Below are 22585 nucleotides of genomic sequence, written 5' to 3' on the forward strand. Positions count from 1 at the left end.
GGTCGCCTATTGATACCTCAGGAGTATCAATAGGCGACCATGATCAGCTCTTCCGGTATGGAAGGATCGGGGTGATTACTCGGACCAGTTGTACGTCCGCTCGACGGCCTTGTTCCACTCCGCGTACAGCCGTGACCTTTCGGACTCGTCCATCGCCGGTTCCCACGTCTTGCCGACGGCCCAGTTGTTGCGGATGTCTTCGGTATCGGCCCAATAACCGATGGCGAGGCCCGCTGCGTATGCAGCACCGAGAGCTGTCGTTTCGTTGACCACCGGACGGATGACGGGAACTCCGAGGATGTCCGACTGGAACTGCATCAGGGTTTCGTTGACCACCATGCCGCCGTCGACCTTCAGTGCGGACAGTTCGACTCCCGAATCCGCTCGCATGGCGTCGATGACCTCGCGGGTCTGGTATGCCGTCGCCTCGAGCGCTGCGCGGGCCAGGTGTCCCTTGTTGACGAAGCGCGTCAGACCGACGATGACACCCCGGGCATCCGGTCGCCACCGAGGTGCGAACAGCCCGGAGAACGCGGGCACGAAGTAGGCGCCGCCGTTGTCATCGACACTTGCGGCGAGCGGCTCGATGTCCTTGGCGTTCTGAATGATTCCGAGATTGTCTCGAAGCCACTGGACCAAGGAACCCGTCACGGCGACGGAACCTTCGAGTGCGTACACGGCAGGGGCTTCGCCGAGTTTGTAGCAGACGGTCGTCAGTAGTCCGTGCTTGCTGTGCACCGGCTTCGTGCCAGTATTGAGAAGCATGAAATTGCCGGTGCCGTAGGTGTTCTTGGCTTCACCCTCGGAGAGGCAGGCCTGGCCGAATGTGGCTGCCTGCTGGTCACCGAGGATTCCGGCGACCGGCACACCGGCGAGATTGCCGCGTGGACGTCCTGTGCCGTAGACCTCTGAGGAACTACGGATTTCCGGGAGCATCGACATCGGGATTCCGAAGTCCGCACAGATCGATTCGTCCCACTGGAGGGTCTCGAGATCCATCAGCATCGTGCGTGACGCATTGGTGACATCTGTCACGTGGACGCCCTCGGTCAGGTTCCACACGATCCACGTGTCGACAGTGCCGAAGCACAATTCGCCGGCCTCCGCTTTTGCTTTCGCACCGTCGACGTTGTCGAGAATCCAGCGGATCTTCGGCCCGGCGAAGTAGGTCGAGAGTGGTAGTCCGGTCTTGTCTCGATACTTGTCCGGACCCTCGTCGCCGCCCAGTTCGACACACAGTTGATCCGTGCGCGTGTCCTGCCACACGATCGCGTTGTAGATCGCCTTACCCGTCGAACGTTCCCAAACGACGGTCGTCTCACGCTGATTCGTGATTCCGACGGCAGCGATGTCGGCCCGCGTGAGATCGACCTTCGCGAGAGCGCCGGCCACCACCTCCCGAGTGTTGATCCACAGCGCCACCGGATCGTGCTCGACCCAACCTGCTCGCGGGAAAATCTGCTCGTGTTCTTTCTGCGCAACGCTCACCACGGCGCCGTCGTGATCGAAGATCATGCAGCGGCTCGACGTCGTGCCTTGGTCGATGGCGGCGATGTATTGATTCACTGTGCTCCTAGGTTCGGGCGTGTTCGCAGTAATCCGTGCGCTGTCGCAGTATGTGGATCAAGCTACTAGCCTGTAAACGGATTCGTCGTCGACTTACAGGAGACCGGGTTGAGTAAGCAGCAAGGTGCGCAGTTTCTCGGCCCGCAGCAGCGCGAAGCTGCTTGGGAACAACTTCAGACCGAGCAATTCGACGTCGTCGTTGTCGGCGGTGGTGTCGTCGGTGTCGGAGCGGCCCTCGATGCGGCCACCCGCGGGCTGAAGGTTGCGTTGGTCGAGGCCCGTGACTACGCATCCGGTACGTCCAGTCGCTCGTCGAAGATGTTCCACGGCGGTCTCCGCTATCTCGAGCAACTAGAATTCGGCCTCGTTCGTGAGGCGTTGCGTGAGCGCGAACTCTCGCTGACCACGCTCGCTCCGCACCTGGTCAAGCCGCTGAAGTTTCTGTTCCCCTTGGCTCACCGAGTGTGGGAACGCCCGTACATGGCCGCGGGAATCTTCCTCTACGACCGGATGGGCGGCGCCAAATCGGTCCCCTCCCAGAAGCACTTGACCCGGGCGGGCGCACTGCGCATGTCGCCGAGCCTCAAGCGCAGTTCACTGACCGGTGGCATCCAGTACTACGACACCGTCGTCGACGACGCTCGGCACACCATGACCGTTGCACGGACCGCCGCCCACTACGGCGCGGTCGTCCGAACGTCGACGCAGGTCGTGGGATTTCTGCGTGAAGCGGACCGGGTCTCGGGAGTTCGTGTTCGCGACTGCGAAGACGGCCGTACCGCGGAGGTCAAGGGTCACGTCGTCATCAATGCAACCGGTGTCTGGACGGACGAAATCCAGGCCCTCTCACGTCAGCGCGGACGGTTCCGGGTGCGAGCGTCGAAGGGCGTACACATCGTCGTCCCGCGCGATCGCATCGTCAGTGAAGCCGCCATCATCCTGCGTACCGAGAAATCGGTGCTGTTCGTCATTCCGTGGGGCAGTCACTGGATCATCGGCACCACGGACACCGACTGGAACTTGGATCTCGCTCACCCAGCGGCAACCAAAGCAGATATCGACTACATCCTCGGCCACGTGAACTCCGTTCTGGTCACGCCGCTGACGCACGCCGACATCGACGGTGTGTACGCAGGCCTGCGTCCGCTGCTTGCCGGTGAGAGCGACGAGACGTCGAAGCTCTCGCGCGAGCACGCCGTTGCCCGTGTGGCTCCAGGCCTGGTCGCCATCGCCGGTGGAAAGTACACGACGTATCGGGTCATGGCGGAAGACGCCGTCGATGTCGCAGCAGAAGACATTCCGGCGCGAGTGGCGTCGTCGATCACGGAGAAGGTGCCGCTCGTCGGCGCCGACGGATACTTCGCGTTGATCAATCAGACTGTGCAACTGGGCGAGCAGTACGGCTTGCATCCGTATCGCGTCAAGCACTTGCTCGACCGCTACGGTTCACTCATCACGGAGGTCCTCGAACTCGGCCGACAGACGCCGGAGTTGTTGCAGCCCATCACAGATGCCCCCGATTACCTTCAGGTCGAGGCTGTGTACGCCGCCGCGGCGGAGGGTGCATTGCACCTCGACGACATCCTGGCTCGCCGCATGCGCATCGCAATCGAGTACCCGCATCGTGGTGTCAACTGTGCGCAACAGGTTGCCGGATTGGTTGCTCCGATTCTCGGTTGGGATCCCGCCACCGTCGAGCGCGAGGTCGACACGTACCGAGCGCGCGTCGAAGCGGAGATCGAGTCGCAGACCCAGCCGGACGACGAGTCGGCCGACGCCTTGCGCGCCGCAGCGCCGGAGTCTCGGGCCGAGATCCTCGAACCCGTCGTCGTGGTGCCGGATCGGGTCTGAGTCGCCCGTCGTTTGTTCTCGGTCTGTCGCGGGTAGGCGGATGTCGAATCACCACCCGTGTCAGCACAGACCGGTCGAGCGTCGCCCAGGAGGATCCCAATGTTCGGTAGTCGGTCGAGATCTGCTGAGGAACACATAGCCACTGCTTATCTGGTCACTCACCTGTGCGGAGCGATGGTAGGGCTGCAACTCTCGCGGTCACTCTCGGACTCGTACGGCGCGTGGGCCGACGGTGAGCTGGACTCGTTGCCGGGTGAGCTCGAGTACGAGATCGAGCAGCTGCTGCAACTGATCGAGGACACCCAGGGCATATCTCTGCCGCGGTACTCCAAGATCGACGCGACGGTCAATCGGATCAGGCGCCTCGTCCATGTCGACGCCATCTGGCGCAACCGTCTCGTGAAGCTGGCAACTCTCGAGATCATGCGGACCGCTCTGTGCGGCAAGAGTGCGATGTGGGAGGTCCTGAGAGACATTCCGGCCGGGGAGACGGAGGAGCAGTACCGCGAGCTCAACGACCTGGTGTCCAAGCAGATCACCACCGTCACGGCTCTGCATCACCGCGCGGCTACGGAAGCTTTTCAGGGGACGGACGGGCGGGAATCGGCGAGCGGCGGCGACCCCATCCGCTCGAGTAAGTAAGGTTTGTACCGTTCGGTGAAGAATTCGATGAACGGTAGACCCCGAGGTGTATGGAGATGGCTGAGCGCGACCAAGCACTGACAGAACCCACGGCAGTGTTCGCGGCGTTGGCGGAGATCCTCTACTCCGCCGCAGACAGCGCCGAGGTGTACTCCGCGATCTGTTCGGCGGCTGTCGAGTTGATTCCCGGTTGCGATCACGCAAGCCTGATGCTGCGACGGGGAAACACCAACGTCACGGTAGCGGCAAGCGACGAGATCGCCGAGCATGCAGACGATCTTGAACGTGCGACTGGTGAGGGGCCGTGCATCGACGCCCTCGACACGGAGGCGCCGCAGCTCGAGTCAGATCTTCGCACTCCGAATCAGTGGCCCGAGTTCGCTCGGAAAGTCGTGGCAGAGACACCCATTCGTGGCTCGATGGGGTTCCGACTGATGGTCGATCGTCAGAAGTTCGGTGCCCTCAACCTCTTCTCCGACACTCCGGGAGCATTCACGGAAACTGTTGCCGACCACGCGATCATGTTGGCATCGTTTGCATCCGTGGCCGTCACCGCGCTGAACCGAGGAGAGGATGCCGACTCGCTGCGGCGCGGCCTGGCGAGCAGTCGCGAAATCGGTCAGGCCGTCGGTCTGCTGATGGCTTTGCATCGGGTGTCCGACGACGAGGCCTTCGACATTCTGGTGCGAACCTCGCAGAACATGAACGTCAAGATCGCCGAGTTGGCGCGCAAGGTCATCGTCCAGCATCGTTCGACTCTGGACTGAGCGCTTCGTTCGCCCCGGGCGAGCCGAGGAGTTGAGATCGCTTGAGATCCACCGTCTCTCGAAGTGCCGTCACCACCGCTGCGACTTCCGGTCGGCGCAAGGATTCAGAACGAGCCACCAACCAGTACGAAAGTCTGACTTCGATGTGAGCCGGCAGCACGCGAATCAGATCGTCGTGCTGCTCGGCCATGAAGCAGGGGAGCAAGCCGATGCCGGCACCCGCGCGCGTTGCCTCGATGTGGACGAACACGTTGGTGGACGTGACGGCCTCGCGCATGGAAACCGTGAGCTTGCGAGCCAGATCGAGTTCGTCGACCTGCAGCATCGAGTCGATGAAATACACGAGCGAGTGTTCGGCCAGCTCTTCGGCACTTTCGGGAACAGCATTCTGACGTAGATACTCTCGGGAGGCGTACAAACCCAGCGCGTAGTCGGCCAGATGGACGGCCTCGGCGCGGTGAACTTGAGGTTTGCCGACAACAACCTCGATGTCGAGCCCCGAGCGTATCTGCGACGCCTTTCTGGTCGCGACGACTATCTCCACGCTCACGCGAGGATGGCGTCTGCGAACCGCTGCGCCGGCGGGGGCCGCGATGTATGCGCTGAAGCCGTCGGTGGCCGAGACCCGCACGACGCCGTCGAGTTGCTGCTGACCGGTGGAGTCGAGTGCCAGTTCGTTCACCGCGGCCTCGATGCGCTCGGCCGCGCTGAGGGCTTGTCTGCCCAGGTCGGTCAACTCCCAGCCGCCGGACGAGCGGACCAGTACACGGCCGCCGAGGCTCTTCTCGAGCAAGGCGATGCGGCGCGAAATGGTGGTGTGGTTGAGGCCCAGGTCGTCGGCTGCGGTGTTGAAGCGGCCGGTGCGACCGACCGCGAGAAGCACCAGTAGGTCGTCCGGGCTCAGTCCGAGTGTCATATCTGCATTTTTGCACCTGTATGGTGCGAGATTTGTCATTGTCGTGCCAAGAATCTGCACCGATACTCATCGAGTCACAAAAAATGTGCGAGCGGTCACATTCCTGATCGTGAAGAGCAGGCGAATCGCGAACTGAAGACGAGGGAGTCCACGATGAGCGTCGACAACATGCCGAAACCCGAGAGCCAAGCCCCACCATCGGGGCTGAAGAAGGTGGTCGGCGCCTCGATGGCGGGCACCGTGGTCGAGTGGTACGAGTTCTTTCTGTACGGCACGGCGGCCACGCTGGTCTTCAGCAAAGTCTTCTTTCCTGGCGGCGGCAACGAGCTGGATGCGATCATCGCGGCTTTCATCACCTACGCCGTCGGATTCGCCGCCCGACCACTCGGCGGAATCGTCTTCGGATATTTCGGAGACAAGTTCGGCCGGAAGCAGTTGTTGCAGTTCAGTTTGCTGCTGGTCGGTGCCGCGACCTTCCTGATGGGCTGCCTACCGACCTACGGTCAGATCGGCTACTGGGCGCCGGCACTGCTGGTCACGCTGCGCTTCATCCAAGGATTTGCTGTCGGCGGCGAATGGGGTGGGGCGGTACTCCTTGTCGCCGAGCACAGCCCGAATCGATCTCGCGGGTTCTGGTCGTCCTGGCCTCAGGCCGGCGTGCCGATGGGCAACCTGGTGGCCACTGTCGTGCTGTTGATCCTGACGTCGACGCTCTCGGACGAATCCTTCATGAGTTGGGGCTGGCGCGTTGCCTTCTGGCTCTCCGCGGTGATCGTTCTGGTCGGGTACTACGTTCGGACCAAGGTCACCGACGCTCCCATTTTCATTGCGGCGCAGAAGGAAGCAGAACTGGTCAAGGCAACCTCGTACAGCGTTTTCGAGGTGGTCAAGCGTTACCCGCGCGGAGTGTTGACCGCGATGGGCCTGCGTTTCGCCGAAAACGTCATGTACTACCTCGTGGTGACCTTCTCGATCACCTACCTCAAGGTCGTCGTTCATGCGGACACGGCGCACATCCTCTGGTGGATGCTGATGGCACATGCCGTGCACTTCGCAGTGATTCCGTTGGTGGGCAAACTGTCCGACACGATCGGTCGACGCCCGGTGTACATGATCGGCGCCGTCACCGCCGGAACATGGGGATTCTTCGCCTTTCCGATGATGAACAGCGGGCACAATGCAGTCATCTTGTCGGCAATCATCATCGGGCTTGTGTTCCACGCGTTCATGTACGCCGGCCAACCCGCGATCATGGCCGAGATGTTCCCGACCCGGATGCGCTATTCCGGTGTCTCCCTGGGATATCAGGTCACGTCGATCGTGGCAGGTTCACTGGCTCCGATCATCGCGACCGGACTGCTGAGCAAGTTCGACTCCTCGGTCCCCATCGCGATCTATCTCCTGTTGGCATCCCTGGTCACCATCGTCGCAGTCGTTTTCGCGCGGGAGACCAAGGGAATCTCGCTCGAGTCCGTCGATGCCGCCGACGCACGAGTGCTCGCCGACGAGCGGGCCGGTGTTTCCGCATGACGCTCTCCGGCAAAACGGCACTGGTCACCGGTGGTGCCAGCGGTATCGGCGAGGCGTGTGCTCGACTCCTTGCCGCCCGCGGCGCCCACGTCACCGTCGCTGATCTCGACGACGTCGCCGCGAAGGCGCTGGCCGACGAGATCGACGGCACTGCGTGGGCCGTCGATCTCCTCGACACCGACCAACTCGTGGATCTGGCACTCGAGACGGACGTACTTGTCAACAACGCCGGCATTCAACGGGTCAGTCCCATCGAGGATTTCGACGTCGAGGACTTCCGGAAGATTCAACGCCTCATGGTCGAAGCGCCGTTCCTCCTGGTCAGAGCGGCCCTGCCGTACATGTACCGCAAAGGATTCGGGCGCATCGTCAACATTTCCTCGGTCCACGGGCTCCGCGCTTCGGCATTCAAGAGTGCGTACGTCACGGCAAAGCACGGACTCGAAGGCCTGTCGAAAGTTGTTGCGCTCGAGGGTGCCCCACACGGTGTCACCAGTAACTGTGTCAATCCGGGCTACGTCCTGACACCACTCGTGCGATCCCAGATCTCCGACCAGGCAAAGGTTCACGGAATCAGTGAATCCGAGGTTGTCGAGAAGGTGATGCTCACTGAGAGCGCGATCAAACGGATGGTCGAGCCCACAGAAGTGGCATCGCTGGTGGGGTGGCTGGCATCGACCGAGGCGTCGATGGTGACGGGGGCTTCGTACACCATCGACGGCGGGTGGAGCGCCAGCTAGATCACTGGGGCTGCTGTGTTGTTCAAGCTGCCGGGTTCAGGCTTCGGGAATCTCGATTCCGAACTTCTCGCGGGTGATGACCTCGGGTTCGGGACCGCCGCGAACTCCGGTGTCGAGTGCGTCGATTGCGGAGAGTTCTTCGGCGGTGAGTTCGAAGTCGAACACGTCGAAGTTCTCCGCGATCCGCGAGGGAGTCACCGACTTGGGGATCACCTGGCGGCCCTGCTGGAGGTGCCAGCGCAGCATCACCTGTGCAGGCGACTTGCCGTGCGCGGTCGCGATGGCGCCGATGGTGGCGTCCTCGAGGGTCGAGCCGTGGGAGCCGTCGCGGTAGAACGTGATTCCGCCGATCGGTGACCAGGCCTGAGACAGAATCCCGTGATCGGCGTCGGCCTCGAGCAAAGTCGACTGCCTGAAGTACGGATGAACCTCGATCTGGTTGACCGCCGGCACCACGGACGTTGCGTCCAGGAGTCGGGTGAGGTGATCCGGCATGAAGTTACTGACTCCGATGGCGCGGACCTTGCCGTCGGCCAGAAGCGTTTCCAACGCCCTGTACGCGTCGATCGTGCGCTCGAACTCGCTCGGCAACGCCTGATGGAGGATCAGGAGGTCGAGTTGTTCGACACCGAGTTTGCCTGCGCTCTTGTCGAAGGCATGCAGAGTCTCGTCGTATCCGTAGTCGGTGATCCAGACCTTCGACTCGACGAAGATGTCCGCGCGATCGAGTCCGGATCGCCGGATCGCCTCACCGACGCCCTTCTCGTTGCCGTAGGCCGCGGCAGTGTCGATATGGCGATAACCCGTCGACAGCGCGGACTCGACGGCGGCGAGTGTTTCGTCCGGCGGCGTCTGGTACACGCCGAAGCCAAGCGCTGGGATGTCGACGCCGTTGTTCAGTTTCAGACTCGGGATGCTCATGTCGTCCACGGTAGCGGCGGCCGGGGGTTCGGCGGGAGTGACTGCTCAGCCGGGTAACGGCAGTACCTCCCTCGACCGGCAGTACTTCAGCTCGGTTGGCAGGTGCCGCCGATGGGTAAAGCCTGCGCTCGTTCGCCTACCCAGCGGCCGATGTCGCTGAGCATCGCAGTACCGTCGGCGAAAGTGCCCGAGTCCGGCTTGGCTGCGATGGCGACAGCGAGTTGTCCGGTGCCGCTGCTGATGATCCCGAATTGGCGGACCAGATAGCCGCCGTCGTCGTCCGGCCCCCACCCACCTTTGAATCGAGCGGCCGGGATCACTCCCAGGCCCCACTGTTGGTCGGGGCTGATGCTGCCCATGAGCCCGAAGACTTCGGTGGCGTCGCTCCGGCATGGCAGGGTGGCGGCGAATTGCGCTTGGACGGCAAGTGGCCATTGTGTTTGACCGAACGAGCTGAATTCTGGTCGTAGCGTGCGTGATTCCACGGTGGTGGACATATCGCCGGAGGCCACGAGGACTGACTCGACCTTCGCTGCGGCAGTGGTCGGATCGCCGAGGCCTCGCCACAGTTCTTCGGCTGATTCGTTGTCGGAGGTGGTGATCGCCTGCTTGACCGTTGTGAGTTCTGTGTTGTCGGTTTCGTGGAGGGCTGCGATGGACAGTGGGACTTTGATGGTGGACCAGGCGACTCCGTTCTGCCACTCGCCGGCAACGAGTGACTGACCTCCGCCGACGGGCACGAGTGCGATACCCACGGCGCCGCCGAGGGTGTTGCCCAGGGCCTCGAATCCGGCGAGCGGGCCGACACCGTTGCCCGGGGCGGCAGGAGTCTCTGTCGGCTCCGGTGGAACGACGACGATCTCGGTGATCGTCTCGACCTTCTCCGACGACTCGTCTCGCGTCGGAATCGTGCAGCCCGCGAGGGCTGCTGCAGAAGCAGTGGCGAGTGCAACCGCCAGGAGTCGTCGGCGCGTCCCGCTTCGAGCCTCGACGCACTGCTCAATAGACATAGACCACCGCGTTGTTTCCGCCGGTACACGTGACGACTTTGTTGCCGGCGCAGTTCATCGAGTACCGAGTTCCCGTGACCGGACTGACCGCGCTGATGGAGACCGGGCCGCCGCGTCGACCCTGGCTCACGTACTGGTAGCGCACTTCTTCGGCGAACTCACAAGACGTCACGCTGGTGCCGACGGCGGACGTCGTGAATTCGTTGTTCGAGAACACCGATCCACAACGCGCTGCGCTGGCAGGGACCGACTCGTTGGGCGCGGGTGTGACGACGCCGTTCTGCGGCGCGGCCGCAGGTGAGGTGATCACCACGGTTTCCGTGCGTGCGGTGTTCTCGTCGGAATTGTCGTTCAAGACGAGAGGGAGAACCCATACGTAGACCACGACGGCGACGAGTGCGACTGTGACAACTCCCAGTAGGACCCACAGCCATGCATACGATTTCGGCGGGCGGGGAGGCATCGGCGAATATCCAGTGCCTTGACCGTATGGGGCCGGGGCGGGGTGTAAGCAGGCTGATGTCCCGAGTACGGAGCCTGACCGGGTGTGATACCCGGCGGCGGAGGAGGGGGCGGAGGGAGAGGTGTCGTGTGGTTGGGGTCGTTGTTCCAGGGATACGGCGACTGTGGTGTTGTCATTGCGGGCTGCTCCTCTGCCTACTTGATAGAAGTGGGCCGAGTTAGTCGTCGATCACCGCACATCGAAATTACCGATTGTTAGGTTTCTGCGAATTGCCCGTCTTAGTTATATACGACCGGTCTGACTTCTTTTGCACTTGTGGCTCGTCAATGAGTGAGCACTATCTTCAACCCGACTATGAGGGTGGCGACGGCAGCGAGGCCGAAGGCTGCCAGATGTGTGTTCGTACTGACTTTCTCGCCGTGCAGTCGGCTGATCACGTAACTGGTGGAACCGATCCGCAGGATCAAGACGATTTCCGCGATCAACTGCGCCGTCCGTGGTTCCAGGAAGTTGAACCACGCCGTCGCGAGAATGACGACAGGAACAACCGCAGAGGTGAGGATCGGGACGGAATCGCGAAGCGAGTCGATTCTCTCCGCGGTCGTCAGTCGGCGATCGTTGCGAATGCTCTCGCCGACGCCCTCGGCAAATGTGTGGGCGATGTATGTCGACAATGCCGTGCCGACCACAATCGCGGCGCCGAGCGATTCCTGAGATTTCGTCACCGGTATGAGTGCGGCGAGGACAAGAATGTTGCCGTAGATGTACGCGGTGGTCCTCGCCGCCACACGTTCTTGTCCCAGCGGCGCACCGTGAGACGTGATCGGACGGTTCAGCAGGGTTCGCAGGTCCCACTCCATGTTCAGAGCATGGCAGATCAGACCCTGGGGCTGTAGTGCATCGGGTTATCTCGCTGCTCGAGCGGGGGCAGGTTGCGCGCCGGTGTGTGGACCAGTGGTGCATCGGCGGGGATTCGGCCGTCAGCTCGATCCCATCCCGCGCGAGCACGTGGCGATACCGGTATCGCCACGGCACCAGACGGAAGACGGCGTTGACGGTGCGGCCGACAGCGTTGTGAATTTTCTGATCGCGACTGGTCCACGAGTAGCCGAGTAGGTCTCGAACCGGTTGGTCGTACATTCCGACCGTCAGCCACACGAATCCGCGGGCGAGGGGGATTCGGGCGAGCCGCCACAACGGATCGGGTAGCCACGTCATGTACGGGGGCTTGCCGAGTCCCGACAGGTCGAGGACGTCGCGGGTCGCCTTGTTGTCTTCGAGTACGTTGCGGCACATGTGGTCCCAGTACTCCTGAAATGCTTCCCAGGTCTCGGGAACAGGGCGCATGCTCATCCCGTACAGGCGGTACCACTGAATGTGCTCGGTGAAGAGCTGACGTTTCTGGGCCTCGGTCAAGCCACCGGAGAAGTTCTCGGCAGTGACGATTGTGCCCATGAAGAACGTTGCGTGCGCCCAGTAGAAAGTATCGGGATCGAGTGCGTGATACCGACGCCCCAACTTGTCGACGCCCTTGATTCGTGTGTGATAGCCGCGGACTTCTTCGGCTGTCTGCTGCGCGCGATCGCCGTCGAAGACCACGCCTGCAATGGGATACAGCGAGCGGTACAGTCGTTCCCACCGCTCGTCGAAGAATTGTGAATGCTCCTCGACTCCGGCGCCGAGGCCGGGGTGCATGTTCTGCATCGAACCGGCCCAGACGCCTTGCAGCATCCCGCGCCAGTCGCCGAAATACCTCCACGTCAGGGAATCCGGACCGAGGGGAACCGGGGTGCTGCTGTCGTCAAGTTGACTACGCATGTTGTCAGATTAGGATCGACAACAGCGGTAGTCAAGGATCGAATGCCGGGTGCATTGAAGATCAAGTGTCGGCGAAGTGGGGAAGTTGTGAGCATCGAAGAACGCAGGGCCACTCGAAAGGCGACGTTGTTCGACGTCGGAGTGACACTGCTCGGTGCGGTCGACGGTCCGGCCGTCAACGTGCGTGCGGTCTGCAAGGCCGCCGGTTTGACCGAGCGGTACTTCTACGAAAGCTTCACCGATCGCGATCAGTACGTTGTCGCGGTCCACACGTTTGTCGCCGAGCGTGCGCAGTCGGCGCTTGCGTCGGCAGTGGAGTCGGAGACGACATCCGAGGCCGTCGCCACCGCTGCGGTCGACGCTTTCGTCAAGCTCATGGTCGACGATCCGGCGATGGGGAGAGTGCTCCTGATCGCCCCGCTCTCGGAACCCGTTCTGAGCGGCCGCGGTATCGAATCGATGCCGGCGTTCGTCGACCTGGTGTACGACCAGTTGTCCGAGATCGCTGATCCCGTGGACAAGCAACTGGTGGCAGTCGGACTGGTCGGGGCGTTGTTCACACTGTTCATCGGTTATCTGGACGGCACGATCGTCGTGGACCGTGATCGATTTGTCCGCCACTGCGTCAGGCTGCTGATCAACGCTAACCAGGCGTGAAGGGCTGGCAGGCCGGGCAGAAGAAGATATTTCGCTCGGTGAGCTGATCCGGTCCGAGGGTGTCTTCTCTGATGCGAGTTCCGCAACGGCGGCATGGTTTTCCGCGTCTGCCGTACACCCATGTCTGCCTACCGGGGCGGGTGTCGCCGGTGGTGACCCGGATGCGACGCGACTTGTTGACGTTGATGGTGCGAAAAGACAGATCCACTATCGCGTCGAGATTCCCCGCGAGATGTGTCGGCGTTTTCGGGTGAATACCTCGTAGGAAGCAGATCTCGTTTCGGTACACGTTGCCCAGTCCGGCCATCACCCGCTGATCCAGGAGCGCGATTCCGATCGGTACGGAGTCGGCAGCCCGAAGATTTCGGGCGGCCACGGAACTGTCCCAATCGGTCCCGAGCAGATCCGGTCCGAGATGTCCGACGGCCTCCTGTTCCTGCCCGAGTTCGAGGATCTCGGTGATTCCCAGTGAAAAGCCAACTGCTACAGAGTCTTCGGTGGCCAAGATGATGCGCGCTTGATGAGCGGGTCGGCGCCAGCGCTCGCCGGGGCGATAAATCTGCCACTGACCTTCCATCTTCAGATGCGTGTGAATGGACGCTTCGCCCACTCGGATCAGGAGATGTTTTCCGCGGCTGGCGACGGAATCCACGCGGTGGCCCGAGAGATCAACCGTGGCGTAACGAGGAACGCGGACGTCGCAGGTGGTGAGTACCTTCTCGGCCAGGGCAGCGCGCAGTTCATTGGCGGCCCGCCACACGGTATCGCCCTCAGGCATGGTCGCCGCACCCACACTTCAGGATCTCAACTTCCACGATCTCAATCATCATGACCCCAATCCTCATGACCGCAACCGGAATCCGCGAGGGGTGGCCGCGAAGCCGGCTTCGACCAGGACCGGAGCAAAATCGTTGCCGTGGATGGTCTCTCCGTCGACCTTCTCCACTACCAACTTGTCGATGGCGCGAGAAGTCACCTTCTGAGCAAGTGACAGTGCTGCCAGGCGCAACGTTCCGCCGTCGTCGGTGAATGTCAGGATCGTGCGACCGCCGCGCTCGACGAACAGAACCAACTCACCCTCCACCAGAACTACCAGTGCGCCGGCTTTTCGTCCGGGTCGGTGTCCTGGTGACTCTTCGCCCCCCGACGCCGGCCACGGCAGCGCCGCGCCGTACGGGTTTGCCGGGTCGCACGCCGCGAGAGTGACTGCAGCCGAGGAGGTGTGGCGCCCCTCGATGGAATCACCGAACGTCCGCAAGCGGTCCACCACGGGAGGCGTGGAGAATTGAGCGCCGCCCAGGGTGTCCACGAAGTATCCGCGTCGAGCGCGCCCGTTGTCCTCGAACGTGCTCAGTACCTTGTAGATCAACGCGAAACCGCCCGGCACGTTCTCGCTCATCACCGAACCGCGGGTGACGACGCCGTATCGTTCGAGCAGCAGATCAGCCGTGGCGTGCGCCCGGATAGTGGGGTCAGGTTCGATACCTGGCAGCTGGAACCACCGACCGGAGGCAGTTGCCGGTCCCGTGCGCGCGGGCGTGGAAGCGCGGGCCATTCCGCGGTACGGACGGGCCCGCGGAACACGGCGAGGTGATCGGTGACTGGTTGTTGTTCTGGTGGTGTCGGAGAGAAGTGCGCGCAGCGGTGCAACGGTGTCGTTACCGATGTGTCCGAGCCACACCAACTCCCACAGTGCCGTCGTCACCGCACTGTCGACCGTGTCCGCAGCCGACTCCGTAGTTCGCAACGCGTCGACCAACTGGCGGAAGAAGTAGGCACCGCCGCCGGACAGCAGGTCGAGGATGCGCTTCTGCAATTCCGAGACGTCGGTGTCGGCGGGCGAATTGAGCGTGATCGGTGCCAGGTCGGCGGGGTGCAGCACTACCCACCCGTCTTTGCCCGAGATAGCTCCCGATCCGGACCACAGGACTTCACCCGTCGACGTGAGTTCGTCCAACATCGCGGGAGAGTAGTCGGCAACTCGGCTCGGCAGGATCAACGATTCGAGAGCGGACGCCGGAATCGGAACGCCGGCAAGTTGATCGACCACCGTTGCAACACCGTCGATTCCTCGCAGCGTGCCGCCTACGTGCTGCCAACTGGGAAGGAATCGCCCGAGCGTCGCGGTGCTGACCGGCTCGACCTCCTGCCGTGCCGCGGCGAGCGAGCGTCGCCGCAAGCGACGCAGGACCTCGGCGTCGCACCATTCGCTCCCGGTTGCAGACGGGCGGAATTCACCTTCCAGGACCCGCTTTTCGAGCGCGAGCCGACCGAGAACGTCACGCGCGACTGATACTCCGAGACCGAAGCGTGCAGCCGCGTCGGCGAGAGTGAAGGGACCGTGGGTGCGGGCGTACCGGCTCAGGAGGTCGTCGAGTGGTTGATCGACCGGCTCGATGAACGCGGCCGGAACGCCGATGGGTAGGGGAACGCCGAGTCCATCGCGAAGCCGCGCTGCATCTTCGACGACGGTCCACCAGCTCTCGCCCGCATACGAGACGTGGAGGGCGCGTTTGTCCGTAACCAACTTCTCGAGCCATGAGACCGGGTCCTCGAGACAGCGTTCGGTGACTTCTTCGGTGGTCAGCGGGCCGAGCATGCGGAGGAGATCGGCAACACCCTCGAGGTCCTTGGCCTTTCGGTCAGGGACGAGCCGTTGCAGTTCACGTTCGGCCTGCTCGATCACTCCGGCGTCGAGGAGCTCGCGCAGCTCGACGCGGCCGAGGAGTTCGGCCAACAGCGTGGAGTCCAAGGACAAAGCGGCGGCGCGTCGCTCGGCGAGGGGGCTGTCGCCCTCGTACATGAACGCACCCACGTAGTTGAACAGGAGCGCACTGGCGAACGGAGACGGAGAGGCCGTCTCCACCTCGACGATTCGAATCTGCCTTTTCTCGATCTTGCCGAACAATTCCTTCAGTGCAGGCAGGTCGTAAACGTCCTGCAAGCACTCGCGTACGGTCTCGAGCAGGATCGGGAAGGTCGGGAACTTGCGGGCGACGTCCAGCAGTTGCGCCGACCGCTGACGCTGCTGCCACAGCGGTGCACGTTTTCCGGGATTGCGGCGGGGGAGAAGCAGTGCGCGGGAGGCACATTCGCGGAATCGGGAAGCGAAGAGCGCGGAGCCGCCCACCTCCTGGGTGACCAGATCTTCGATGTCCTCGACGTCGAAGGTGAACAGTTCGGCGCCGGGAGGTTCGTTCTCGGTGTCGGGGAGTCGGATGATGATGCCGTCGTCGGAGGCCGTCGGGCTGGAATCGACGCCGTATCGTTCCTGCAGGCGCGCCCCGATGGCGAGGGCCCACGGTGCGTGAACCCGTTGGCCGTACGGGGAATGCAGCACCAGACGCCAATCACCGAGTTCGTCGCGGAAGCGTTCGACCACCAGGGTTCGATCCGACGGCACCTGCCCGGTGGCATTCTTCTGCTCACCGACGAGTTGGATCAGGTTGGTAGTCGCGTTGTGATCGAGCCCGCCCACGCGGCAACGCTCGACGACGTCGGCTTCGTTGCCGAGAGCCGTTTCGCGGACGAACTGCCCCAACGCCTGTCCGAGTTCGGCGGGGCGACCGAGTCCGTCGCCGTGCCAGAAGGGCAAACGACCCGGCATGCCGTAGGCGGGGCTGACCAGAACCCGATCGAAGGTGATCTCCTCGATCCGCCAACTGGTGGCGCCGAGCGCGAAGACGTCGCCGACCCGGGATTCGTAGACCATTTCCTCGTCGAGTTCGCCGACGCGGGACGCTTTCTCGCCAACCATGTAGACGGTGAAGAGGCCGCGGTCGGGGATTGCGCCGCCGGAAGTGACGGCCAAACGCTGCGAACCCGGGCGGCCCGTGAGCGTGTTGGACTCACGATCCCAGACAAGGCGAGGACGTAATTCGGCGAACTCGTCCGAGGGGTACCGCCCCGCCAGCAAGTCCAGAGTCGATTCGTACGCCGAACGGGGAAGCGTTGCAAAGGAACCGCTTCGGCGCACGGTCTCGAACCAGTCGTCGACGTCGATCGGTTCGAGAGCGGTGGCCGCAACAGTTTGCTGAGCGAGGATGTCGAGGGGATTGGCCGGAACGGCCATCGCTTCGATCTTGCCTTCGACCATGCGCTCGACCGTCACCGCGCAATGAATCAGGTCGGTGCGATGCTTGGGGAAGACGACGCCTCGCGATATCTCACCGACCTGGTGGCCGGCGCGGCCGACACGTTGCAGGCCGCTGGCAACCGAAGGCGGTGCCTCCACCTGGATGACCAAGTCGACGGCGCCCATGTCGATTCCGAGTTCGAGACTGCTGGTGGCGACGACGCATCGCAATCGACCCGATTTGAGGTCGTCTTCGATGAGGGCTCGCTGGTCTTTGCTGACCGATCCGTGGTGGGCGCGAGCAAGGAGGGGTTCTGCGCCGTAGTTGACCTCGGTGGGAGCCCCGATCTGCGCGGGCGGGCGAGATGTTTTCTCGACGGCCAGACCGATGCGTTCTGCATGAATCTCGTTGAGCCTGGCTGTCAATCGTTCGGCGAGGCGGCGAGAGTTGGCGAACACGATGGACGATCGGTGGTCGAGAACGAGGTCGACGATCTGTTCCTCGACGTGGGGCCAGATCGAACCGGCTTGCGGGGTGGGAGATTCGGAACCGTCGTCCGGCGTCGCGATCCCCAGTTCGGTCATGTCCTCGACGGGAACACGGACCGTGAGGTCGAAGGTCTTGGCGGCAGGCGGAGCCACGATTCGGATCGGTGCCGAACCGGCGAGGAACCGCCCGATCTCCTCGTGCGGACGGACAGTGGCCGACAATCCGATGCGTTGCGCCGGACGCTCGAGCAAGCCGTCCAGGCGTTCCAGTGAGAGCGCGAGGTGAGAGCCGCGCTTGGTGCCCGCCACCGCGTGAACCTCGTCGACGATCACGGTGTCGACACCGACCAGTGTTTCCCGGGCAGCGGAGGTGAGCATCAGGAACAACGACTCAGGCGTGGTGATCAGGATGTCCGGGGGTCGTTTGATCAACGAGCGCCGATCGGCCTGGGACGTATCACCGGAACGGACACCGACGGTGATCTCGGGCGGAGTGAGGCCTAGACGCTTCGCCGTCTGCGTGATGCCGACCAGCGGCGCGCGAAGGTTCCGCTCGACGTCCACACCCAGCGCTTTGAGCGGCGAAATGTAGAGGACTTTGGTGGCGCGTTCGCCTTCGTCCTTGGCGGCGAGTTGATCGAGGGCCCACAGGAACGCCGACAATGTCTTGCCGGAGCCGGTGGGCGCGACGACAAGTGTGTGAGAGCCACTCGCGATGGATTCCCAGGCGCCGAGCTGCGCAGCAGTCGGAGCGCTGAAAGCGCCGCCGAACCACTCGCGTGTGACGGGCGAGAACCTACCGAGGACGTTGGTCACGACCACCATATTGCCCCTTCCCACCGACAGCGTGTTCGTGCCTGCAGCCGAAGCGCAGAGCATACTATTTGCCCTGTTATAGCGATTCTCTTGTTATCGAGAAGGCGAGTGCCTGATGGAAGCAGTCAAGATTGTCCTCGAGCTGGCGGTAGTGCTCGGGGCGATTGTCATGGGTACCAGATCGAGCGGTGTCGCTCTCGGTCTGTGGGGCGGCGCAGGTGTTGCCGTCCTCGTGTTCGTCTTCGGAGAGGACGTCGGCAGTCCGCCGGTCGACGCTCTCCTCATCGTCCTGTCCGTCGTCCTCGCGTCGTCGATGATGCAGGCGGCCGGTGGTATCGACTGGATGGTCACCATCGCGGCCAAGTTGATCGAATCTCGCCCGAAACAGATCACGCTGATCGCGCCGTTGGTGTCATTCCTGTTCTCGGTCGGTGCCGGCACGTCCAACATCCTCTACCCACTGCTCCCCGTCATCTACGACGTCTCGTACAAGAACGGTGTGCGGCCGTCACGACCGCTGTCGCTGTCAGTTGTCTCGACCGGTGTGGCGCTGGCGTGTAGTCCGGTGTCCGCGGCAATGGCGGCAATGGTCACGCTGACCGACGTGCCGCCTTACGATTTCGAACTCATCGACATCATCAAGATCACCTTCCCGGCTGCTGTTGTCGGCATCATCCTTTCCTCCATCGCGGTCAACCGACTCGGCAAAGATCTCGACGACGACCCGGAGATACAGGCGAAGATGAAGTCGGGCGAATTGGCCGGACCTGGTGCAGCCTCCAAGACCGAACTCGTCTCGACGAAGACCGGACGAAACGCGGCACTGATCTTCCTCGCCGGCGTCCTGGCTATCGTGATCTTCGGCCTGTTCAAGGGGATTCGTCCCGAAGCTGCCGACGGTACTCCGATGGGGATGACACCGATCATCGAAATGCTGATGTTCGTCGTGGGTACGTTGATCCTGCTGGTGTGCCGCCCGAATGTCGCCGACGTGCCGTCGTCGACGGTGTTCCGTGCCGGTATGGTCTCGGCCATCGCGCTGTTCGGTCTGGCATGGCTGACGGACACGTTCATCAGCGCCCATTCCGAGCTGATCACGAGCACCGTCGGCGACTGGGTCAACGCCGCGCCGTGGATCTTCGCGCTCGGTGTCTTCCTGGTCTGTGTACTGACGACCAGTCAGTCGACCGCTACGAGGACCATCGTGCCGATCGGTCTCGCTGCCGGGATTGCACCCGGTCTGGTGAGCGGAATGTGGGCCGGAGCGTTTGCCGGCGTCTATCTGTTGCCGACAAACGGTTCGCAGATCGCGGCTGCGAACTTCGACCTCTCGGGCAGCACGAAGCTCGGTTCCAAGCTCGTCGACCACTCGTTCTTCCTGCCGACCATCATCTTGGCCGTCTCGACGATTGCGGCCGGCGCGTTGTTCGGAGTGGTGCTCGGTTGAGTATTGCGGCTGAGTCAGCCCTGAGTGACAGCGCTGAGTCAGCTGTTGCGGTAGTGGTCCCAGCTCGCCTTGCACGCGTGAGCGAGCTGGTCCACCCGTTCGGCGTCGGGTGTAGGCCAGTCGACGCCGGGTTCCATGATGTAGGCGGCCAGTTCGTCTCCCAGTAGGAATTCTCGTTTGAATTCGGCCTGAACCGCGCTCAACGTGATCCCGGCTTCGGCGGCGCGGGCGCTCAATTCGGCGAATCTCGCTCCGGCTCGGATGATTTCGAAACTGCCGAGGTACGGCTGATTGAGAGCGACCGCATCCGGATCGTCGACCTGAAATCCCTTGCGATGTGAGACCGCAAGAGTGCGAATGAGCTCCGGATCCATCGTCACGGGATTGTCGCCGCGTCGATTACCGTCGTGATCGCCACGATTGGAGAGTGCGACGACGTCGGGGAGTCGATCTGCTTCCGGCCGTTCGACATTGACGGCGCCGTCCCGCCGGGTGGTGTGGTTCATCGTGTCGTGGAACGACAACGTCGTGAACGATCGACCGAGTTCGAAGCTCTTCTCCACCATGGCTTCGATCAGTGTGTCGCGAGTTCTTTCGTAGACACCCAAACCGTGTTCGGCTGTCTCGGTGAAGGTCTCGGCGAGGTTCTTCCAGCCCGCGTCGTCGGTCGGCTCGAGCAGCAGGGGGTAGAACGAGAAGGTGACAGGGCGAACTGCGTCGACGCCGGTGAGGTCTGCTTTGTTGCCTGCACCGGCCTTGTGGACGCGGGCGAATGCTTCGCGCAGTGACGCTTCCAGGTTTTCGGGCTTCGCACGGTTGGGATCGCGAATCATGCGAGGGTGCGGATTCTCCACGTATACGATGCGCGAATCGATTTCGGCCCAACGGCGCACGATGGGACTGGTGGACATGTCGGTGAAGTCGAATTGCAGCCGCTGTGTGAACTCGGGTGCGAGAAAACGTGAGAGTTCTGCTGGAATCGCGGAACCCGAGTGTGGGCAACTGACAAGAAGGTCGGCTTCGGCGATGGCGTCGTCGAGACTGCGGGAGTCGCGATCGGCATAGAACGTCAGGTCCTCCGGCGTGAACACGGTTCCGGCCGGGATGAGTACTGGTTCTCCACTGGTCATGAGCCCCAGCGTAATCGAGTACAACCTTGCGTACTCAGTATCCGCTGAGTCGTTCCACGAGAGCTGTTTTGATCTCCGGGCGACCAGCCGCGACAAGAGTGAAGGTGGCTTCACGCATGAGCCGCTCGGGGGTGTTGCTGCCGACCAGAGCGCGGCTTCCGGTCGCAGTCACGAGTGCGGCCGACGCGCGTATCGCAAGTTCCGACGCTCGGGCGCGGGCGGCCGACATGTCGCCGCCGTCGCGCAGTGCTGCATCGAGATCGGCGCGCGCCCGGGTGGCTTGTTCCTCGAACGCGTCGGTGTCGACTCCCAGATCCGCAAGTTCGGTGACAGCGCGGCGGGTGATGCCCATGGCCATCGCGCCGTTGAGCCACAAGCCGGGGAGCTGGGTGCTCTGGAATTGTTCGTCGCTGACGACAGCACAGACGTCGGTATCGGGAATTTCGAAAGCGTCAAACACGATTCGGACGGTGTTGCTTCCGCGCGCCGCGATCAGTGGAAGTTCCTCGATCGTCAGACCCGGGGCCTCGCCCACCGGTACGACGGAATGAACGATGGAATTGTCGAACTCGTCGCGCGCCGACACCAAGAGAACATCGACGATGCCCCAACCGGTGACGAAGGGTGCGATCCCGTCGAGGACGTAGCCGTCGTTCACCCGCTTCGCCCACAGGAGCGGTGGGCGGGGGATGGCGCCGGCATAGGCAACCCCACCGCGAATCGTGCCGGAAACCAGACCGTCCCAGTATTGTTCGCGCAGAGGTGCATTGGGACTCGCCGCCAGGGCTCCGACGACGCCGTGATGCTGCATCCAGGTGAACGTCGTCGCGAGGCAACCGCCGCACAAGGTTTCGAGGACCTCGACCAGTTCTTCGCTGCTGGGGCCACCCTCACCGAGGGCAGCGATGCCGTAGAAGCCGTCGGCGGCGAGCGCGTCGAAATGGCTGCTGGGGATTTCTCCGTCGGCGTCGACGCTGTCGGCGACGGGAAACAGAACGGTATCGGCGATTTCGCGCGCAAGTTCCGGCCACATGGTCACGCTGTCAGGGTAAGCCGTGAGCGGGGGGTTGTGGTGTGGAACTACAGCCGCGCATCTAGAACGAGGGCGGCGAACTCACGATGAGGAACCTCGCGACCGCATCGGTGCGATTGAACCACCGGTGCGGGATGGTCGAGGTGTAGAGGAGGGTGTCGCCTACATGAAGAACGTGATGCTCGTCCAGTCCCACCTCGACCTCGACAGATCCTTCGAGAACATGAATGAACTCTTCGCCGGCGTGCTCGGTGTGCTCACCTGCCTCGGAATGAGGTGCTGCCGTGATCTCGTTGGGTTCCATGGTCCGTGAGCCGGTGGAGCAGAATCGAATCACCGAATCGTGTGCCAGTTCGAAGGTTCGCCCCTCGCCGGCGCGGACGAGGCTGGACGGAGTTCGCTCACCTTGTGCCAAGAGTGCGTGCGCCGTGGTGCCGAGCGATTGCGCGAGGCGATGAAGGTTCATGACACTGGGTACTGCGTGGCCGTTTTCGGTCTGGCTCAGGAAGGGCTGGGACAAGCCCGACTTCACGGCAACCTCGCGCAACGTCAGTCCGGCTTCTTTTCGCGCCGTCCGCACGGCAGCCCCGATTGCGGTCGCTATCGCCTTCTGGTCGTCGTCCATGTGCCGAAGATAGCAGTGCTCTGGTGAAAGTTTTGATTACACAGACGAAACAAATTCGACCACGGTAAGAAATTATCGACGTGCTGAAT

18 protein-coding genes and 1 pseudogene are annotated in these 22585 nt (G+C 62.7%); 7 read left to right on the forward strand and 12 right to left on the reverse strand.

The genetic code is table 11. The features are described 5' to 3' along the window. Positions 1 to 75 precede the first annotated feature (75 nt). The gene (gene glpK / locus P0M12_RS22690; protein WP_277376858.1) at positions 76 to 1566 is read right to left on the reverse strand and encodes a glycerol kinase GlpK; all 1491 of its coding nucleotides are present in this window, start codon (positions 1564 to 1566) and stop codon (positions 76 to 78) included. Positions 1567 to 1674: 108 nt separating this feature from the next. On the opposite strand from glpK, the gene P0M12_RS22695 reads away from it, so the two are divergent. From P0M12_RS22695 to P0M12_RS22705, 3 genes are all read left to right on the forward strand, one after another. Further along, the gene (locus P0M12_RS22695; protein ID WP_125050568.1) at positions 1675 to 3417 is read left to right on the forward strand and encodes a glycerol-3-phosphate dehydrogenase/oxidase; all 1743 of its coding nucleotides are present in this window, start codon (positions 1675 to 1677) and stop codon (positions 3415 to 3417) included. A 99-nt stretch (positions 3418 to 3516) separates the two neighbouring features. Next, the gene (locus P0M12_RS22700; protein WP_003940921.1) at positions 3517 to 4059 is read left to right on the forward strand and encodes a hypothetical protein; all 543 of its coding nucleotides are present in this window, start codon (positions 3517 to 3519) and stop codon (positions 4057 to 4059) included. A 50-nt stretch (positions 4060 to 4109) separates the two neighbouring features. Continuing rightward, a complete protein-coding gene (locus P0M12_RS22705) occupies positions 4110 to 4826 on the forward strand; it encodes a GAF and ANTAR domain-containing protein (RefSeq protein ID WP_003940742.1) in 717 nt (238 codons plus the stop codon). Here P0M12_RS22705 and P0M12_RS22710 read toward each other — a convergent pair. Beyond that, positions 4795 to 5742: a LysR family transcriptional regulator gene (locus P0M12_RS22710; protein ID WP_064443411.1), complete on the reverse strand. Its 948-nt coding sequence runs from the start codon at positions 5740 to 5742 to the stop codon at positions 4795 to 4797. The genes P0M12_RS22705 and P0M12_RS22710 overlap by 32 nt on opposite strands. 153 nt (positions 5743 to 5895) lie before the next feature. Here P0M12_RS22710 and P0M12_RS22715 point away from each other — a divergent pair, with 153 nt between their 5' ends. Both P0M12_RS22715 and P0M12_RS22720 read left to right on the forward strand, forming a co-directional pair. Continuing rightward, positions 5896 to 7272 (forward strand): MFS transporter, encoded by a 1377-nt coding sequence (locus P0M12_RS22715; RefSeq protein ID WP_003940819.1) that lies wholly within the window; start codon positions 5896 to 5898, stop codon positions 7270 to 7272. Next, positions 7269 to 8012 carry a 3-hydroxybutyrate dehydrogenase gene (locus P0M12_RS22720; RefSeq protein ID WP_058039068.1) on the forward strand — a complete coding sequence of 248 codons (744 nt, stop codon included), beginning with the start codon at positions 7269 to 7271 and terminating at the stop codon, positions 8010 to 8012. The genes P0M12_RS22715 and P0M12_RS22720 overlap by 4 nt, the downstream gene beginning before the upstream one ends. A gap of 36 nt (positions 8013 to 8048) precedes the next feature. Here P0M12_RS22720 and P0M12_RS22725 read toward each other — a convergent pair whose 3' ends face one another. The 5 genes and pseudogenes from P0M12_RS22725 to P0M12_RS22745 form a co-directional block, all read right to left on the reverse strand. Further along, positions 8049 to 8933 (reverse strand): aldo/keto reductase, encoded by an 885-nt coding sequence (locus P0M12_RS22725; RefSeq protein WP_058226546.1) that lies wholly within the window; start codon positions 8931 to 8933, stop codon positions 8049 to 8051. Positions 8934 to 9019: 86 nt separating this feature from the next. Next, complete coding sequence (locus P0M12_RS22730) at positions 9020 to 9943, reverse strand: hypothetical protein (RefSeq protein ID WP_102999358.1); 924 nt, start codon at positions 9941 to 9943, stop codon at positions 9020 to 9022. Beyond that, positions 9933 to 10406 (reverse strand): hypothetical protein, encoded by a 474-nt coding sequence (locus P0M12_RS22735; RefSeq protein WP_007727281.1) that lies wholly within the window; start codon positions 10404 to 10406, stop codon positions 9933 to 9935. Before P0M12_RS22735 ends, P0M12_RS22730 begins: the two co-directional genes overlap by 11 nt. Before the next feature lie 323 nt (positions 10407 to 10729). After that, the gene (locus tag P0M12_RS22740; RefSeq protein WP_003940745.1) at positions 10730 to 11266 is read right to left on the reverse strand and encodes a hypothetical protein; all 537 of its coding nucleotides are present in this window, start codon (positions 11264 to 11266) and stop codon (positions 10730 to 10732) included. A 17-nt stretch (positions 11267 to 11283) separates the two neighbouring features. Next, positions 11284 to 12224, reverse strand: a pseudogene (locus P0M12_RS22745) (oxygenase MpaB family protein). 87 nt (positions 12225 to 12311) lie between these two features. On the opposite strand from P0M12_RS22745, the gene P0M12_RS22750 reads away from it, so the two are divergent. Beyond that, complete coding sequence (locus P0M12_RS22750; protein ID WP_007727263.1) at positions 12312 to 12881, forward strand: TetR/AcrR family transcriptional regulator; 570 nt, start codon at positions 12312 to 12314, stop codon at positions 12879 to 12881. On the opposite strand, the gene P0M12_RS22755 is transcribed toward P0M12_RS22750, so the two are convergent. Beyond that, a complete protein-coding gene (locus tag P0M12_RS22755) occupies positions 12868 to 13659 on the reverse strand; it encodes a DNA-formamidopyrimidine glycosylase family protein (protein WP_030535047.1) in 792 nt (263 codons plus the stop codon). The genes P0M12_RS22750 and P0M12_RS22755 overlap by 14 nt on opposite strands. Positions 13660 to 13722: 63 nt before the next feature. Further along, positions 13723 to 18270, reverse strand: coding sequence for an ATP-dependent helicase (locus P0M12_RS22760; RefSeq protein ID WP_277376862.1), 4548 nt, complete (start codon positions 18268 to 18270; stop codon positions 13723 to 13725). Positions 18271 to 18376: 106 nt separating this feature from the next. Here P0M12_RS22760 and P0M12_RS22765 point away from each other — a divergent pair, with 106 nt between their 5' ends. Then, a complete protein-coding gene (locus P0M12_RS22765) occupies positions 18377 to 19708 on the forward strand; it encodes an anaerobic C4-dicarboxylate transporter family protein (RefSeq protein ID WP_277376863.1) in 1332 nt (443 codons plus the stop codon). Between the two features lie 38 nt (positions 19709 to 19746). Here P0M12_RS22765 and P0M12_RS22770 read toward each other — a convergent pair whose 3' ends face one another. From P0M12_RS22770 to P0M12_RS22780, 3 genes are read right to left on the reverse strand one after another with little or no spacing between them, the layout of a single operon-like run. Beyond that, on the reverse strand, positions 19747 to 20838 hold the full coding sequence (locus tag P0M12_RS22770) for an N-formylglutamate amidohydrolase (protein ID WP_003940896.1): 1092 nt from the start codon (positions 20836 to 20838) through the stop codon (positions 19747 to 19749). A gap of 34 nt (positions 20839 to 20872) precedes the next feature. After that, complete coding sequence (locus P0M12_RS22775; RefSeq protein WP_081377504.1) at positions 20873 to 21877, reverse strand: acyl-CoA dehydrogenase family protein; 1005 nt, start codon at positions 21875 to 21877, stop codon at positions 20873 to 20875. 55 nt (positions 21878 to 21932) lie between these two features. Beyond that, positions 21933 to 22496: a cupin domain-containing protein gene (locus tag P0M12_RS22780; RefSeq protein WP_007727247.1), complete on the reverse strand. Its 564-nt coding sequence runs from the start codon at positions 22494 to 22496 to the stop codon at positions 21933 to 21935. Positions 22497 to 22585 lie beyond the last annotated feature (89 nt).

The sequence above is a fragment of the Rhodococcus sp. RCBS9 genome (genome assembly GCF_029457415.1).
GTDB lineage: Bacteria > Actinomycetota > Actinomycetes > Mycobacteriales > Mycobacteriaceae > Rhodococcus_F > Rhodococcus_F qingshengii.